General features: G+C 42.0%; 14 protein-coding genes. 6 read left to right on the forward strand and 8 right to left on the reverse strand.

The features are described from left to right. The first annotated feature begins 1 nt into the window (after window position 1). The 4 genes from lpxA to PQO01_RS19345 are packed head-to-tail and all read left to right on the forward strand — an operon-like array spanning window position 2 to window position 2,552. A complete protein-coding gene (lpxA, locus tag PQO01_RS19330; protein ID WP_274315872.1) occupies window positions 2–787 on the forward strand; it encodes an acyl-ACP--UDP-N-acetylglucosamine O-acyltransferase in 786 nt (261 codons plus the stop codon). A 9-nt stretch (window positions 788–796) separates the two neighbouring features. Continuing rightward, window positions 797–1,693, forward strand: coding sequence for a nucleotidyltransferase family protein (locus PQO01_RS19335; protein ID WP_274315873.1), 897 nt, complete (start codon window positions 797–799; stop codon window positions 1,691–1,693). Then, window positions 1,694–2,182 carry a CYTH domain-containing protein gene (locus tag PQO01_RS19340; protein WP_274315874.1) on the forward strand — a complete coding sequence of 163 codons (489 nt, stop codon included), beginning with the start codon at window positions 1,694–1,696 and terminating at the stop codon, window positions 2,180–2,182. Beyond that, window positions 2,175–2,552, forward strand: a complete 378-nt coding sequence (locus PQO01_RS19345) for a peptide chain release factor family protein (protein ID WP_274315875.1) — start codon at window positions 2,175–2,177, stop codon at window positions 2,550–2,552. The genes PQO01_RS19340 and PQO01_RS19345 overlap by 8 nt, the downstream gene beginning before the upstream one ends. A 1-nt stretch (window position 2,553) precedes the next feature. Here PQO01_RS19345 and rluF read toward each other — a convergent pair whose 3' ends face one another. Then, the gene (gene rluF / locus PQO01_RS19350; protein WP_274315876.1) at window positions 2,554–3,444 is read right to left on the reverse strand and encodes a 23S rRNA pseudouridine(2604) synthase RluF; all 891 of its coding nucleotides are present in this window, start codon (window positions 3,442–3,444) and stop codon (window positions 2,554–2,556) included. 182 nt (window positions 3,445–3,626) lie between these two features. Between rluF and PQO01_RS19355 the strand changes: the two genes are divergently transcribed. Together PQO01_RS19355 and PQO01_RS19360 are read left to right on the forward strand one after the other, a co-directional pair. Beyond that, window positions 3,627–4,184, forward strand: a complete 558-nt coding sequence (locus PQO01_RS19355; protein ID WP_274315877.1) for a sugar O-acetyltransferase — start codon at window positions 3,627–3,629, stop codon at window positions 4,182–4,184. A gap of 362 nt (window positions 4,185–4,546) precedes the next feature. Next, window positions 4,547–5,071, forward strand: a complete 525-nt coding sequence (locus PQO01_RS19360; protein ID WP_274315878.1) for an NADPH-dependent FMN reductase — start codon at window positions 4,547–4,549, stop codon at window positions 5,069–5,071. Window positions 5,072–5,164: 93 nt separating this feature from the next. Here PQO01_RS19360 and PQO01_RS19365 read toward each other — a convergent pair whose 3' ends face one another. From PQO01_RS19365 to mnmC1, 7 genes are all read right to left on the reverse strand, one after another. Continuing rightward, on the reverse strand, window positions 5,165–6,427 hold the full coding sequence (locus PQO01_RS19365; RefSeq protein WP_274315879.1) for a cell division FtsA domain-containing protein: 1,263 nt from the start codon (window positions 6,425–6,427) through the stop codon (window positions 5,165–5,167). 102 nt (window positions 6,428–6,529) lie between these two features. Then, complete coding sequence (locus tag PQO01_RS19370; RefSeq protein ID WP_274315880.1) at window positions 6,530–7,582, reverse strand: serine/threonine protein kinase; 1,053 nt, start codon at window positions 7,580–7,582, stop codon at window positions 6,530–6,532. 3 nt (window positions 7,583–7,585) lie between these two features. Next, a complete protein-coding gene (locus PQO01_RS19375; protein WP_274315881.1) occupies window positions 7,586–9,223 on the reverse strand; it encodes an ATP-binding protein in 1,638 nt (545 codons plus the stop codon). Between the two features lie 146 nt (window positions 9,224–9,369). Next, window positions 9,370–11,343, reverse strand: a complete 1,974-nt coding sequence (tkt, locus tag PQO01_RS19380; RefSeq protein WP_274315882.1) for a transketolase — start codon at window positions 11,341–11,343, stop codon at window positions 9,370–9,372. A 180-nt stretch (window positions 11,344–11,523) separates the two neighbouring features. Beyond that, window positions 11,524–11,751, reverse strand: a complete 228-nt coding sequence (locus PQO01_RS19385) for a hypothetical protein (protein WP_274315883.1) — start codon at window positions 11,749–11,751, stop codon at window positions 11,524–11,526. 306 nt (window positions 11,752–12,057) lie between these two features. Continuing rightward, the gene (locus PQO01_RS19390) at window positions 12,058–12,912 is read right to left on the reverse strand and encodes a tetratricopeptide repeat protein (RefSeq protein ID WP_274315884.1); all 855 of its coding nucleotides are present in this window, start codon (window positions 12,910–12,912) and stop codon (window positions 12,058–12,060) included. A 46-nt stretch (window positions 12,913–12,958) separates the two neighbouring features. After that, a complete protein-coding gene (gene mnmC1, locus PQO01_RS19395; protein ID WP_274315885.1) occupies window positions 12,959–14,863 on the reverse strand; it encodes an FAD-dependent 5-carboxymethylaminomethyl-2-thiouridine(34) oxidoreductase MnmC1 in 1,905 nt (634 codons plus the stop codon). Between the last annotated feature and the right edge of the window lie 102 nt (window positions 14,864–14,965).

Genomic DNA, 14,965 nt, shown 5'->3' on the forward strand with positions numbered 1-14,965 from the left:
TATGGCTTCAAACATCCACCCACAAGCTTTTGTTCACCCTAACGCTAAAATTGGTGACAACTGCGAAATCGGCCCTTTCTGCACTATTAGTGAACACGCGGAACTTGGCGATAACTGCTACCTCCAATCTCACGTTGTTATTGATGGTCGTACTAAAATTGGCTCTAACTGTAAAATTTACGCCTTTGCCTCTATTGGCTCACAATCACAAGATCTAAAGTTTAAAGAAGGCAACATCACTTATACTGAAGTCGGTTCAAACACAATCATTCGTGAGTATGTAACCATCCACTCTGGCACCGACGATGGTACCATCACAAAAGTCGGCTCAAACTGCGCACTCCTAGCTCTTTCTCATGTAGGACACAACACAATTGTTGGTGACCACGTCGTCCTCAGCCACAACGCAACTCTAGCTGGACATGTAAGTGTTGCGGACCACGCAAACATTGGCGGCTTATCTGCCGTTCACCAATTTTGTCATGTAGGTAAAAATGCCATGATTGCAGGTATGGCTCGCGTCGTCCAAGACGTACTGCCATACACCATATGTGAGGGTGCTCCCGCATCTTGTCGTATTATCAATAAAGTTGGCATGGAACGCAGTGGCTACAGTAAAGATGATGTGCGCAATGCTCTTGAAGCTTTTAAAATACTTTTCAAAAGAGGCAATACCGTCGAGCAAGCCATTGCATTACTCAAGGAAAACTTTGACAATAGCGACGTCATCGACAATATTATTAAATTTTGCGAGAATTCAGAGCGCGGTTTAGCCCGCCCACAATAAGGATAGTCAATGAATAAAACTCTTGTTATTTTAGCCGCAGGCATGGGCTCGCGCTATGGTGGCCTAAAACAATTAGATCAGCTCGGCCCCTCTGGTGAAGCCATCCTTGAGTACTCTGTATATGACGCTCTTCGTGCAGGCTTCAACAAAATTATTTTTATCATCCGTCGCGATTTCGCCAAAGAATTTAAAGAACTCATTGGCCCCAAATTCAATGACTTAGCAGAAATTGTGTACTGCTACCAAGAACTCGACCACCTACCTAATGGTTTTGATTGCCCCAGCGATCGCGAAAAACCTTGGGGTACGGGGCACGCTTTACTTTCTACTATCGATACCATAAAGAATCCCTTCCTCATTATAAATGCGGATGATTTTTATGGCCTCGAAAGCTTTAAACTAGCCTCTAACATGATTGACTCATGGGAAAATACTGAGGAAGAAAAAAGCGGCATTGTCACTTTCGAACTTGTACAAACACTCTCACAAAATGGTTCAGTTTCACGTGGGGTATGTCAAAAATCTTCCACAAATTCTTTAAGCGATATTACTGAAACTCATGGATTGACTCAACAAGGCGACAAAATCCTCGATGAAAACTCTAATGAGTTCTCAGCCAAGACGCCCGTCTCCATGAACATGTGGTGCATGAGTGCCTCTATGTTGGCTCATTATGAATCAGCATTCATTAAGTTTCTCTCAAATAATATCAATGTCCCGAAGTCTGAATTCTATATCCCCTCTGTAATTGATGAACTCATCAAAAATAATAAGATCTCATGTGATATTATCGAAAGCCCATGCAAATGGTTCGGAGTAACATATAAAGAAGACAAACAAGATGTGATTGATGCTTTGCAAGAAGCCGTCAAACAAAAGATTTACCCTCCAAGTTTACACATTTAAATGGCTATCGAAATTGAAAAGAAGTTTCTCGTCAAGGGATCCCCTTGGATTGGAGCTCCTTTTCAAATTTTGCACCAAGGCTACATAGCCAAAGAGGGCAAAGCAACTGTTCGTGTGCGCACTTCGCAAACGCAAGCTTGGCTCACTATCAAAGGACGAACTGCAGATAAGAGCTTTTCACGCCTTGAATGCGAATACGACATCCCTCTTCAAGACGCCGAAACTATGCTCAAAGAACTGGCTAGCTCAGACATCATCAGTAAAAAGCGTTACACCCTTATACACCAAGGTTTTGAATGGACTATAGATGTGTTTGATGGCAATAACGAAGGACTTGTGCTAGCTGAAATTGAGCTCCCCTCTGAAGATACGAAATTCGAATTACCCACCTGGGCCTATCGTGAAGTAACTTTTGATCACCGCTTCTCCAACTCTTCACTATCTAAACTTCCTTGGTCGAGCTTTTGTGGAGAATTCAGCGATGAATAATCGCCTTGAGAAACTCCCCTTTGGCTACGTCATCCCTAGTGAAGATGATGAACTTTTTAAAGAATGTCAATTTTCTGCTTTTCGTGCTTCTGGCGCTGGTGGCCAACATGTCAACACCACCGATTCCGCCGTACGCCTTGTCCACTTTCCCACTGGTTTAGTGGTTCAATCATCTGAATCACGTAGCCAACACCGCAATCGAGAAATCTGTCTTAAAAAATTGCGCCAAGCGCTAATACAAGCAGGAAGAAAGCGTAAACGACGTGTCGCAACACGTAAAAAACGCAGTGTTTCGGTACGCGAACGTCAGTATCGCGAGGCTCACAAGCAAAAAAAACAAAGCCGGCGTAAAATCGACCCAGAGGAATAATTTAACGTCGCTTTTTTTGCGGTCGAGAATTATTTTTGCGCTTTGAACTTTGACTCGATTTTTGCCCACCGCGTTTAGATTGGGGGGATTTACTCGTTTTAGAAAAAGCTTTAGCTTTGCCTTGAACAGGACGTTTTGCCATTGACCTACGCCCCTGTTTATTAGCATCTTTAGAGGCTTCTTTCGTATTGCTTGATTCAGAAATCATTTTATTAATTTCTTCCATCTCGCTAGGAGTCAAATGTCTCCAAGTCCCAAGCTTTAGCTTTGCCAATTCGACCTTCATGATACGCGTGCGTTGTAAAGAAAGTACACGACAAGCTAAATATTCACACATACGGCGAATCTGACGATTAAGACCTTGAGTTAAAATAATGCGAAAAGTATTCTTACTGACTTTAGTCACCTTACACTTTTGAGTCACCGTATCTAAAATGGGGATACCATTCGACATTTTCCTCAAAAAATCATCGCTAACAGGGCGATCAATGGTCACGACATATTCTTTTTCGTGTGCATTGCCGGCTCGAAGTATTTTATTCACTATATCGCCATCATTGGTCATAAAGATCAAGCCATTTGAGAACTTATCGAGTCTACCAATCGGAAATATTTTATCTGGGTAATTGATGAAGTCAACAATATTGCCTTTAACCGAGCTCTCCGTAGTACAAGTTATTCCCTCTGGCTTATTGAAGGCTAAGTAAACGCGCTCTTTTTGCCGCTTAGCTTTAATGCGTTGACCATCAATTTCAACAAAGTCATTCGCTTCAACTTGCTGACCAGTTTTACTGCGATGACCATTGATCAGCACACGTCCCTGCTCAATAAGTTTATCTGCCTCGCGCCGAGAACAGAAACCTGAATCACTGATGAATTTATTGAGTCGCATGACAATTAACCTACTTTATAGACTTATAAGGCCTCAATAATACAACCAGATCGTGTTTTAACCAGTGGAATCAAAAAGCGCCAAAATACTGAAAAACCGTCAACTAAGCAAGCAAGACAAATTGCTAATTATTATACTTAAGGCTCCAGTATATTCATCTCTAACAATAAGCTTATAAATTTATGACTGAAAAAGAAAAAATGCTTGCCGGCCAACTTTACGACCCAGCTGATAAGACACTCACCCATGAACGCCAAAACGCACGTAAACTTTGTCGACAATTTAATCAATCTACTGAAACAGAGAAAAAACTTCGTGTGAAACTTCTTAAAGAACTCTTCCAAACTGATAATTCGACTATTTGGATTGAACCAAGCTTCAAATGTGATTATGGCTACAACATTAAATTTGGCAATAAAGTATTTATAAACTTTGATTGCGTCATTCTCGACACTGCGGAAGTTAGCATAGGCAATAATGTCATGATTGGACCTGGGGTGCATATCTACACTCCTCAACATCCTATTGATCCCAATGAAAGATCGACATGGAAAGAATACTCTGAACCCGTACACATTGCTGACAATGTTTGGCTAGGGGGCAAAGTAACTATTTGCCCTGGTGTCTCCATTGGCGAGAATAGCGTCATTGGCGCTGGCAGTGTGGTAAGTAAAGATATCCCTAGCAATGTTGTAGCCGCTGGCAACCCCTGCAAAATCATTCGAAAAATTAAATCTTAAAAAAAATTAAAAAAAGTTCATATGTCGCGACAGATATATTCTAAGTGCTCCGTATTATTATTTGAGAAAGGAAATCATCAGATGGATCTTTGGGAAAGGAGACTGATGATGGAGAGGAGGAATTTCGATGTGGACTTTGGAAAGGAGGCATCGAAATTGGAGTCTCACTAATAATTTTGGAGGAAGTTTTTAGTGACTGGAGTAAGGAGAAACAATTTAGCCGCCTAATTGGCGGCTTTTTTGTTGTTTAGACGAAATAATTCCGTCAATCTTAAATCAAAGCCTGCGATTTCATTTATAATGACACTTGCCATTAGCTTTTAATAGGACATTTTAAGAAATCATTATTATAGGAGATTCACATGAAAGTCGTCACAATTCTTGGTTCCGCCAGTGCTTACAGCAATACAAAAAAAGCTTTATCTATCGTAGAAAATAAGTTTAACGACTTGGGGGCTGAAGTCAATCAACTCGACCCACTCTCACTCAAGCTCAACAACCCTGCAACAACTGAAACCGAAGACACTAAACGCATCACTCAACTTGTTCGTGAAGCAGACATTGTGATTATGGCTACTCCAGAGTACCACGGTAGCTACAGCTCCGTCATTAAACTCATTATTGACAACCTTGGCTACCCATCAGCCCTCTGCGGCAAAGCCGTCGGCCTCGTAGGTGTTGCCGCTAGCCCTTTTGGTGCACTAAAAGCTCTTGAGCATTTAAACAGCATCACAACTCACCTAGGCTGCTACACTTACCCCAAGATGGTGAATGTTGCTAGCTGCTATAAAGTTTTTGATAAAACGGGTGCACTCACCGATGAAAACCTCAAGGAAAGACTCGAGGAACTTGCCAATAACATGATGGATTACGCAAAAAAGTTTTAATGATCTCGAGATAATTCAAGAGCTCCATTTAAGGGTTTAATATCTTATTCGCTAAGTTATTAAACCCATTTTTTTGTCTAAGGCATACATGAATTACCACTTAATGTGGGAAAAGAGGTCTTTGACTAAACCGCCAATACGACGGAACTCCGTCGTGAACTGACTTAAAATTGGCATGCTACCCCTTTCGAGGCTAACTTGATAATCTCGCGCGCCAAGAATTAGAGTTCCAAGACAATTAGACCACAACTCTATTTCATCACGCATCTCGGGCAAGACATAACGCGGTTCGTAGTGCGGTGTACTTAAATTAAGATTCGTCACTTCTTGAATAAGACGATTAAAAACCTGTAATTTAGCACCACCACCAGTCATCAAAACGGCACTCACGGAACTATCTTTTTTGACCTGACAAACATCATGCCATATAAGTTCGAGCATTTCTCGCAAGCGAGCCACAACAACAGTTTCCACTGACTGTAGAGACACGCGCCTAGGTTCCGTTCCCGGGAGACCTTTTAATTCAATCATGCCATCTTCACCTTCGGGCAAAGAACCATAGACTTCTATATAGGCTTTTAAGAGTTTTTCCGATTCTTTGGAATGCAGGTCAAAACACTCACCCAAGTCCATACAAATGTGATCCAAACCAATAGGCAAAGTATTAAGGTATTGCTCATTACCTTTATAAACCGAGTAATCTAAAGTTCCATATCCTAAGTTGATACAGAGTGTGCCTCGTTCAGGATCTAAGGTATTTTGAAAAGCATGTGGTAAGACGCGACTACTAGGGAGTAAGCGCATTACGTCGCGACCTAAGTTTTCTTTAATCAAACGACGCACGCCTCCCACATAATTTTGGTCGGCACTTACAAGTACACCATCGCAAGATAATGCTACAGCTACTTGCCCTTCGGGATTGAGGACTTCTTTTTGGTTATCAATAAAGTACTTACATACATCGACGCAGAGCAACTCACGATTCGCGGGAATTTTATGGTCACTTAATAGGTGCTGAAGCTCACGCATCGCCTCTACTGTGACGACTCCCTCCGCATCATAAATATGCACATTGGCATTGGCTAAATCGGTATGAAGACCACTACCTGATATATTGGCGTAGACATAATCCACTGTTGCACCATGAACTAATTCTTCAGCATGTTGAAGTGCAAGTAGCAATTGCTCACCAACTACTTGAACCACTTGAATGTCGCCATTTTTGATTTTCAGGGAGGGTCGGCTAGCACAAGCCAACAAGCGAGGTTCACCATCGATAACTTCAGCTAAAATCACGCGAATATTCATTGACCCCAAATCAAGGGCACAAATTACTGGCGTTTTTTTTGATGGCATTTGGGAAGCTTTCTCACTAATAGTTTTTAGGTCTGCTTCATTGTAACTTTCGAGACTTATTTAATCAATTCAGTGACTGTAAAAAGATCCATGAAAATGGCTTTATCCCGAGACAATTTTTTGTAGTTCATCACGAAGCTGTGGGGGACCAAAAAAATAGAGCCCTGCAAAGAGTAAAACAAAAACTATAAAGCCGAGCATAATGAATCCTGCTGGTGCTTTCTTAGTCGTCTTTTTAGTTGGCTCACGCTGAATTGTTTTATCAATCTTGGGCGTTGCTTTAGGTTTTGCCTGAGCTTTTTTATTGTCTTTTGCTAAATCCGCAAGGACTTTTTTTATATTCTTTGGCGAACCAGGTAGTTTCTTTAATTCAATCAACAATGCCTGACAATCCTTGGGACGTTGATTAGGATCTATGGCCATCATGCGCTCAAGTAAATCATTAACCGGATGATCCTTTAATCCCGGTACAGCACGCATGTTTTTCTTTAAACGAGCTTCCATAACATGCACATACTCGGCTTTACTCCCCAAACCATGAGGATCTCGCTTACTGAGCAAGCGATAAAATATCACTCCCAAAGAATAAATGTCTGCACGGTGATCTAAAGTCTTTTCAGCGTTCAATTGTTCAGGAGACATGTAGAGCAAGGTCCCCATTGCAGTCCCCGTCCGAGTCATATTATTAGAGAGTTCTCGGGTAATGCCATAGTCCATTATTTTAAGTTCGCCCGTTTGACTTAAAATGATATTTTCGGGCTTCAAATCGCGATGTATGAGTCCTTTGGAATGAAAACTATGCAAGGCATTCGCTAAACTCGCGACGACCGCAATGGCCTGAGGTAACTCCATCAAGCGGTGCTCAAGAGTTTTGCCTTCGACCAATTGCATAAGGATACACCAAGAATTGTCGACTTTCTCTAGTGAATGCATATTCACAAAATTGTTGAAGCGCGCCATCTTTTTACCGATGGCAAATTCTTGCTTAAAGCGCTCGACAATTTTACGCTCACGATTTAGATGAGCGTGAAGAACTTTAAGGGCTGCATGCTGACCATTGCTATCTTGAACGCGATAAACAGTCGCCATACCACCGGAGCCCAAAGGGCGTCCGACGATTTTATAGGGACCTATTTGGCGTTGAGCAGCGGGCACGTCTTAGTGAAAGTGCTGACCGTAGAAAAGGTTAACCGCATCAGCCACAATCGGTGAATGGTAGCGATTTTCTTTGCCAAATTTTTCGTCGAAGAAAGGAACAAACTTTTCTAAGAAGAGCTGACGGATTTCTGTCATCGTTTCTGAATTGTAGTCACGTGCCAAAAATTTCGGGTGACAGATCACAAAGAGTTGGTGAGGAATATTGTGACGAAACGCTGGGCCATCGACAATAAATTCAGAGAGTGCCCGGAATAAAGCTTCTACCGCTTCTTGACGATCGTGACCACGACCAACTAATTTTGCAAACATGGGGTCAAAACTTGTGAGTGTATTACCACTATGAACGTAGCCGTAATGACGCATACGATCAGTACGTTTTGGTGGTAAGTAACGTTCAATTGTTTTACCGCCCATTGGACCGTAACTTTCGCTATAGGGGTCAAGATTAGTGATACGTGCTTCGATAGAGTGACCACGGAACTCAATATCTTCTTGTTTAAGAGTAATGGGAGCACCAAAAGCGTAAAGGATTTGCGATCTGAGTAAGTCGACACCAGTTGCTAGATTAGAAACGGGATGCTCAACCTGAATACGTGTATTCATCTCTAAGAAATAAAGATTCTGAGATTCTTCATCGTAAATACATTCAAGGGTTGAAACTGAATCGAGACCACATAATTGTGCGAGTTTGGGTGCAGCAGCAATCATTTTTTCTAATTCTTTAGCGGCTACAGGATCAGTGTCCATCAAACTTTCTGGTGCAAGAAACTCTTCAATTTCTTTTTGCGAAGAACGCATCAAAGTACATTCGCGACCATAGAAAGTGAGGTCTTTAAAAAGCTGAATTTCGTAGTGACGTGAAATCTCGATATTGAGTTCCATCACAAAGTGAGAAGGCCAACCTAGTGCATACGATACATTCTGAACTTCTTCAAATTTAGCAGGCAAATCTTCTGCACCTTGGAAAACAATTTGACCGCGACCACCGCCACCAGCAACTGCTTTTAAACGGAAACGGCGATCGGCGAGTTCGGGATTGTCAGCAATAATCTGTGCATGTGCTTTTTGAGCATCTTCTAAAGTGCGAATATCACCTGCACCCGGAACAACTTGAAGTCCTGATTTTATGGCGATATCACGAGCATTATCTTTAGGCCCCATGATCGACTGCGTGTATTCACCAGGTCCAATAAAGATGTAACCTTCATCGACAACTGCTTTAGCAAACTCAGGCTCTTCCGAGAGCATACCGTAACCTGGATGGATACCAATTTTGAAACCATCTTTACCGAAAAGATCTTCACCAATTTTGCGAACGATGCCACAAGCTGTGAGAAGTGTTGGGATATCCATATAAGGAGTTTTTGCACGACCCGCAGCTACTTGCTCCGGAGAAAAAGTGTCTGGACCAATACAAAGATGATATTCAGACTGTGCCACGTAAGGGTACTGGGCATCACCTGCAGTGTGCAGTGTCGCCGTCAATACGTGGGGGTTCATGATTTCTTTAGCTGCGCGCAAAGTATCTGCAGCAATTTCACCTCGGTTACATGAAATAACAAAGCAAGGTTTATCTTCGGGAATATGGCCCGTAATGCGAATGGATTCACCGTGAACGGTATCAGCGTGATAGCTCATAAATGTAGAGTTCCTGTTAGACTTTAATAATTTTTTGATAATAAAGCTGAAGTCACCATTTATTCCACATCTGATGCCCTAAAAATAGAAAAAGGCCGGCTTAAAAGCCGACCTTTTTTACACTTTTAAAAGTGGATTAGAAATTCTTATGCGAGGTAATCGCGAACTTCTGCAGTTAGAGCCTCAGTCGTATAGCCAAAGTGCTCTGCAACCTTACCACCAGGACCACACTCACCGAAACGATCGAGGCAGTGATGACCACCCTGAAGTCCGATGTAACGGTACCAGCTGATTGAAGAACCGTAATCAATCGCAAAACGACTGCTCACTGCACCTGGAAGAACGCTTTCTTTGTATTCTGCACTCTGCTCTTCGAAAAGAGTTGAAGAAGGCATTGATACAACGCGAACTGATTTACCATCAGCTTCAAGGTTTTTAGCTGTCTCAACTGCGAGCTCAACTTCAGAACCAGAAGCCATGAGGATGAGGTCAATAGAATCACCGCTTTCAGCTTTAGCAACATAAGCACCTTTGGCAACATCGTTGTCAACTGTTTCTGCGAGAGTTGTAAGATTTTGACGAGACATAAGAAGCGCAGTAGGACCATCAGTTTTTCTGATTGCCACTTCCCAGGCTGCTTTAACTTCGTTAGCATCTGCAGGGCGAAGAACAGTAAGACCAGGAATACACTCAAGAGCTGCTTTGTGCTCAACAGGCTGGTGAGTTGGACCATCTTCACCAACGAAGAATGAATCGTGAGTGAATACGTAAATTGCTGGAGTCTTCATAAGTGCCGCTAAACGAATAGTCGGACGCATATAATCAGCAAACACGAGGAAAGTTGAACAGTAAACGCGCATGCCACCGAAGTTGATCATACCATTAACAATGCCACCCATACCGTGCTCACGCACACCAAAGTGAAGATTGCGACCATCAAACTTACCAGTGTTGATATCACCCTCTGCATCGAGGCGAGTTAAGTTCGAGCAATCGAGGTCAGCAGAACCACCAAGAAGGTAAGGAACTTGCGCTGCGAGTGAATTAAGAACGGCGTGTGAAGATTTACGTGAAGCTACTTTTTCGCCGACAGGGAATTCTGGGAAAGAAAATTCTGCGGGGAGCTCGTGATTTTGGTAAACATCCCATTCTTTACGGAGCTCAGGATTAGCTTGTGACCAAGCTGCAAACTCTGCTTCCCATGCTTTTTGTGCTTCAGCACCAGCTGCAGCAGTTTCTGCGCAGAAAGCTTTGACTGAATCACTAACGTCAAAAGCTTCGCCACCGAGAAGTGTTTCACGGAAAGCTGTTACTTCTTCTGCACCGAGTGGAGCACCGTGTACTTTATGAGTACCGGCTTTAGTTGGTGAACCTTTACCAATAATTGTCGTTGCAATGATGATAACTGGCTTATCAGATTGTTTAGCAAGAGTTAAAGAGGCATCTACTGCTTCAATATCATTACCATTACATTCAATAACTTCCCAGTTGTAAGCACGGAAACGCATCGCTACGTCTTCAGTGAATGCTAAGTCAGTTGAACCTTCAATTGTAATACTATTTGAATCATAAACGAGAACTAGGTTATCGAGACCGAGGTGACCAGCAGTTGATGCAGCTTCAGATGCTACACCTTCCATAAGACAACCATCACCACAAATTGCATAAACATTTGAGTCAAGGATTGTGTGATCTGCTGTGTTGAATTTTTCACCTTGTACTTTCGCTGCAAGAGCCATACCTACTGCATTAGAGATACCGGCGCCAAGTGGGCCAGTTGTTGTCTCTACTCCATCAGTATGACCAAATTCTGGGTGACCAGGAGTTTTTGCACCGAGCTGGCGGAAGTTCGCAAGATCATCTTTACTTACATCGTAACCAAAGAGGTGAAGAAGTGAGTAAATGAACATAGATCCATGACCCGCAGACAAAACAAAGCGGTCGCGATTGAACCAACTTGAGTCAGCTGGATTGTGTTTTAAGTGTTTACTCCAAAGTACGCTACCGATGTCTGAACATCCCATTGGCATACCTGGGTGACCAGAGTTAGCGGCTTGAACACCTTCTGCACTGAGTACAGCAATGTGATTAGAAAGCTCTTGTAGTTTTTCTTGGCTCATGTCAAATTATTCCGTGTTATAATTTATGTTAAAGTTGTTTACGTGATTACATATTGCGTTTAGCCCATAAATTTCAAGCACTTCTGAAAACTTTAAGACAAAGTTTAAAAATTCTATGATAATAAGTTCATCATCAATCAATTTTTTGCCGTAAAAATACAAAATAATTGTCTAAGTTGCTTACTTATCTCTACGCAGTTGGCGAATGGTGAATTTTGCTGGGTGCTGGTGCCTGCGAAAGTCGTTTGGAAAACACTCGCAAGTTAAAATTACTACTCCGCGATTCTCGCGTCCCATCGCCCCTTCTTCACCAAACACCTCGCTGTAACAATAAAGTGTACGCCAAGCTAGGTTCTTAAATAGATTGATGGCTGGTTGCTCTACAAATGCATCTTCCGTATAAGTCATTTTACTCCAAACTCCATTTGCGATGAAATAAGCATCTTTTTGATTATTAGTGATTTACGAAAATAATGACCCTCGAGAGTACTTTGCGATGAAATAAAAACATATTTATGAGAGGGGAAAAATTTGTGTAACACAACCTGCAGTGAGTGCAAGGAACGATCTGCAAACTGATCGCTGATTTATAGCGATGTGTCACTCATTCAGGGTTCCGACTGATTTGCTACCTTATCCCCCGCGTTTCGCAAGGGGCTAAATAAGTACTGTTCTTTCAGAGCTCCATTAAATTACCTGACTTCTGGTCTTTGATTACGTCAAAGGATTTTGATTTTTGGCTAGAGTTTCGAGAACTGTATTCGTAACATTTACATTCCCCCCTAGTTCCTCTCCCTCTTTCAATGCTGAAATAATTCGTTTATTTTTTTTCGCTAGTTCATAATCAGGGTCCATCTTTAAGGCCTGATCTAAATGGCTGACAGCTTTTTTAATCTCGCCATCTCTAGCTAGGCAAATCGCCAAGTTACCGTGAGCAGGTGGCGATTCTGGATTAATTTTTACTGACTCAATAAAGAGTTCTTTTGCTCTTTTATACTCACCGTCTTCCATCCAATCCATAGCTTCATGAAAGGTGACTGCTGCGTGAATAAAGTTATCTGGCGATATTCCATTGTGTTCTTCAAAATTGTTTAAGTACTCGAGGCTTTGCACAACAATGGCGTGTTCTTTGGGGAAACTCTCAATGATCTCTAAATGAACTGATAAGGCTTCATCAAATTGTCCAATTTCTTCATATACATAAGCAAGGTTATGATAAGCCTCTATCATATCTTCATCACGATCTATGGCTATTTCCAAATGAATTCGAGCCTCGAAAAACTCTCCGAGTTGAAGGTAAAAAGTCCCCATAACATAATTGAGACTAGCATCCTCAGAGTTATCTTCGTAGATGTCTATTAATGATGTAAGCGCCTGCTCACGACGGCCTTCTTTAAAATCCACAAGTGATTGATCAATAATGTCATCAATTTGCTCTTCGCTTAGTTTTACCCTCACCAACTTAAACTTCTGCTGGAGTTCATTATGCTTTTGTAGACGCAATTTTTCTTTGCGGGCTTTTTTCTTTTGCGCTTTCTGCTGGTTCTTTTTATGTTGATTTTTCTTCATAGATTCTCTACACTTTTAATGATTACTAACTACGTTTGCTATACTACTAAGCCCGTCGCAAGTCACGAATGGTGAATTTTGCTGGGTGCAAGTGCCTGCGAAAGTCGTTTGGGAAAAAGCTACGACCATGAACAATTTCTTCCACGAGCATGCGAGCGCACATGGGAGCCGTCGTAAAACCTCTTGAGCCAAAGCCACTCGCTACAAAAAGCCCAGGCAAGTATTTTGCTTCAGGTAATCGTGAAGCAGCGTGAGTTCTTTTATCACCGCCATAAGTCTCTTTAAAACACTCTAAATCGGGCATCGGACCCACGACCGGTAAATAATCTTTTGATTTACAACGAAACGCTGTACGCCCTTGATCAAACTCAAGATCCGAATCTAAACTAGGAAGTAAATCTTTGAGCGCTTTTGCGAGTTCCGCAAAATCATTTGATCTTAAAGATTGATCCTCATCGTCTTCCTGATAAGTTGCCCCTAAAAGAAAGTCATCACCATCTTTGAGTAAATATTTATCGCCATACATATTGGGCAAATCATCAAACTGTTTAAGTAATTCGCCTTTAACGTGCGCTACTTGACCACGTAAACTGGAGAGTTTCAGAATAGATTCGCCATAAATTTGTTCCACTAATTGTCTTGTCCCAGTGCCCGCAGCAATAATCAGAGTGTCACTGCTTAGCTGACTTCCATCACTCATTGTTAAAGCCCAAAGCTGATCTTTGAATTCAATTTTTTGAACCTGACCTTTAACAAGCTCCGTTTGCGATTCTCGCAAAAAAACCTCACACACTTCAACTGGATTAATGACAGCTGATTGCTGCATATAAAGTGCCTGCTTCGCATAAGGAAATTCTTTTTCACGATGCACATAATCAGTCCCGTGACGTTTCTCTGCGTTTTCATATAGCTGATCATTTTCACACTTAACATCCAATTCATAGACCTGTGGATCGGTGCTGACGCCCAAATCTTCTAGTGCCCGTAAACTGTACTCAGCTCCACAAACTGTTAACATCTCCTGATGATTTCCATGCTGGGTAAAAAGAGGCATGATCATTCCACGACGGTTTCCCGAAGCGCCGCTGGCGACCTCGCCAGAAATATCGATTATTTGACTCTGAATCCCCTTCTTAAAAAACTCGCGTGCAATGCTTGTCCCCGCAATTCCAGACCCAATAATAATGGGTTTACCGTTTGGCTTTTGTTTTTTGTGCACATACCAAGGAAGTTCAATTTTAGCAAAGCGACGTGACCCAGGCTCGAACACCCCATTTAAACGATGACGCTTACCCGCAAAACCTGGAACTTTCTCCATCGCAAAACCGGCCTCCATCAAGCCTCGACGTACAAATCCCGCTGCAGTAAAAGTCGCCAAGGTCGTTCCTTCTCGAGAATGATTGGCTAAGAGTCGAAAAACATCCTGATTCCACATCTCAGGATTACTTGAAGGTGCGAAGCCATCTAAAAACCAAGCATCAGCGCGTAATGAGCACTCAGAAAAGGTATCCTGAACATCACCAAACATTAATAGTAATTGAACTTGCCCCTCTTCGAAATCTATGAGGTGAAAACCCTGCTTAGCTTTCGGCAGACGCGTCAACAAGATATCTGCGAGCTCCGCAAGCTCAGAGTACGGAGCTAAAGCTTTTCTTTGGAGCTCTAAATCTAAAGGGAAAAGTTCACAAGTAAAAAAAATCAGTCGACAAGTTTTCGAAGACTTACGCCAAGTATCCCAAGCCGCCAAAAAATTAAGCCCCGTGCCAAATCCCGTTTCACCAATAATAAGTTCATCTTCTTGCTCGAAACGTTCAGCAATGCAATTACCACCTAAAAAAATCTCTCGACTTTCAGCTAGACCACAACCTTCCATGAAGTAAGTATCTTCAAATTTCTGTGAATAAAGGGTTCCATCTTCTGTAAAGCTCCACGAATTTTCTTTAGCATTCATTTCTCATCCTAGAATTATAAACTTTTGGAATCTAAAGCCATTGATCACTTTTGCACTCTATAAGTAATTGCTAAGTTTATTGAAAATTTCACTTCTTGCTAC

It is taken from the genome of Lentisphaera marina (genome assembly GCF_028745505.1).
GTDB lineage: Bacteria > Verrucomicrobiota > Lentisphaeria > Lentisphaerales > Lentisphaeraceae > Lentisphaera > Lentisphaera marina.

Bases quoted from the DNA above. Each gene is read 5' to 3' on its own strand.
- PQO01_RS19365 (WP_274315879.1), bottom strand. From the start codon at position 6,427: ATGCCATCAAAAAAAACGCCAGTAATTTGTGCCCTTGATTTGGGGTCA.
- lpxA (WP_274315872.1), top strand. From the start codon at position 2: ATGGCTTCAAACATCCACCCACAAGCTTTTGTTCACCCTAACGCTAAA.
- PQO01_RS19390 (WP_274315884.1), bottom strand. From the start codon at position 12,912: ATGAAGAAAAATCAACATAAAAAGAACCAGCAGAAAGCGCAAAAGAAA.
- rluF (WP_274315876.1), bottom strand. From the start codon at position 3,444: ATGCGACTCAATAAATTCATCAGTGATTCAGGTTTCTGTTCTCGGCGC.
- PQO01_RS19360 (WP_274315878.1), top strand. From the start codon at position 4,547: ATGAAAGTCGTCACAATTCTTGGTTCCGCCAGTGCTTACAGCAATACA.
- tkt (WP_274315882.1), bottom strand. From the start codon at position 11,343: ATGAGCCAAGAAAAACTACAAGAGCTTTCTAATCACATTGCTGTACTC.
- PQO01_RS19340 (WP_274315874.1), top strand. From the start codon at position 1,694: ATGGCTATCGAAATTGAAAAGAAGTTTCTCGTCAAGGGATCCCCTTGG.
- PQO01_RS19375 (WP_274315881.1), bottom strand. From the start codon at position 9,223: ATGAGCTATCACGCTGATACCGTTCACGGTGAATCCATTCGCATTACG.
- PQO01_RS19335 (WP_274315873.1), top strand. From the start codon at position 797: ATGAATAAAACTCTTGTTATTTTAGCCGCAGGCATGGGCTCGCGCTAT.
- PQO01_RS19345 (WP_274315875.1), top strand. From the start codon at position 2,175: ATGAATAATCGCCTTGAGAAACTCCCCTTTGGCTACGTCATCCCTAGT.
- PQO01_RS19385 (WP_274315883.1), bottom strand. From the start codon at position 11,751: ATGACTTATACGGAAGATGCATTTGTAGAGCAACCAGCCATCAATCTA.
- mnmC1 (WP_274315885.1), bottom strand. From the start codon at position 14,863: ATGAATGCTAAAGAAAATTCGTGGAGCTTTACAGAAGATGGAACCCTT.
- PQO01_RS19355 (WP_274315877.1), top strand. From the start codon at position 3,627: ATGACTGAAAAAGAAAAAATGCTTGCCGGCCAACTTTACGACCCAGCT.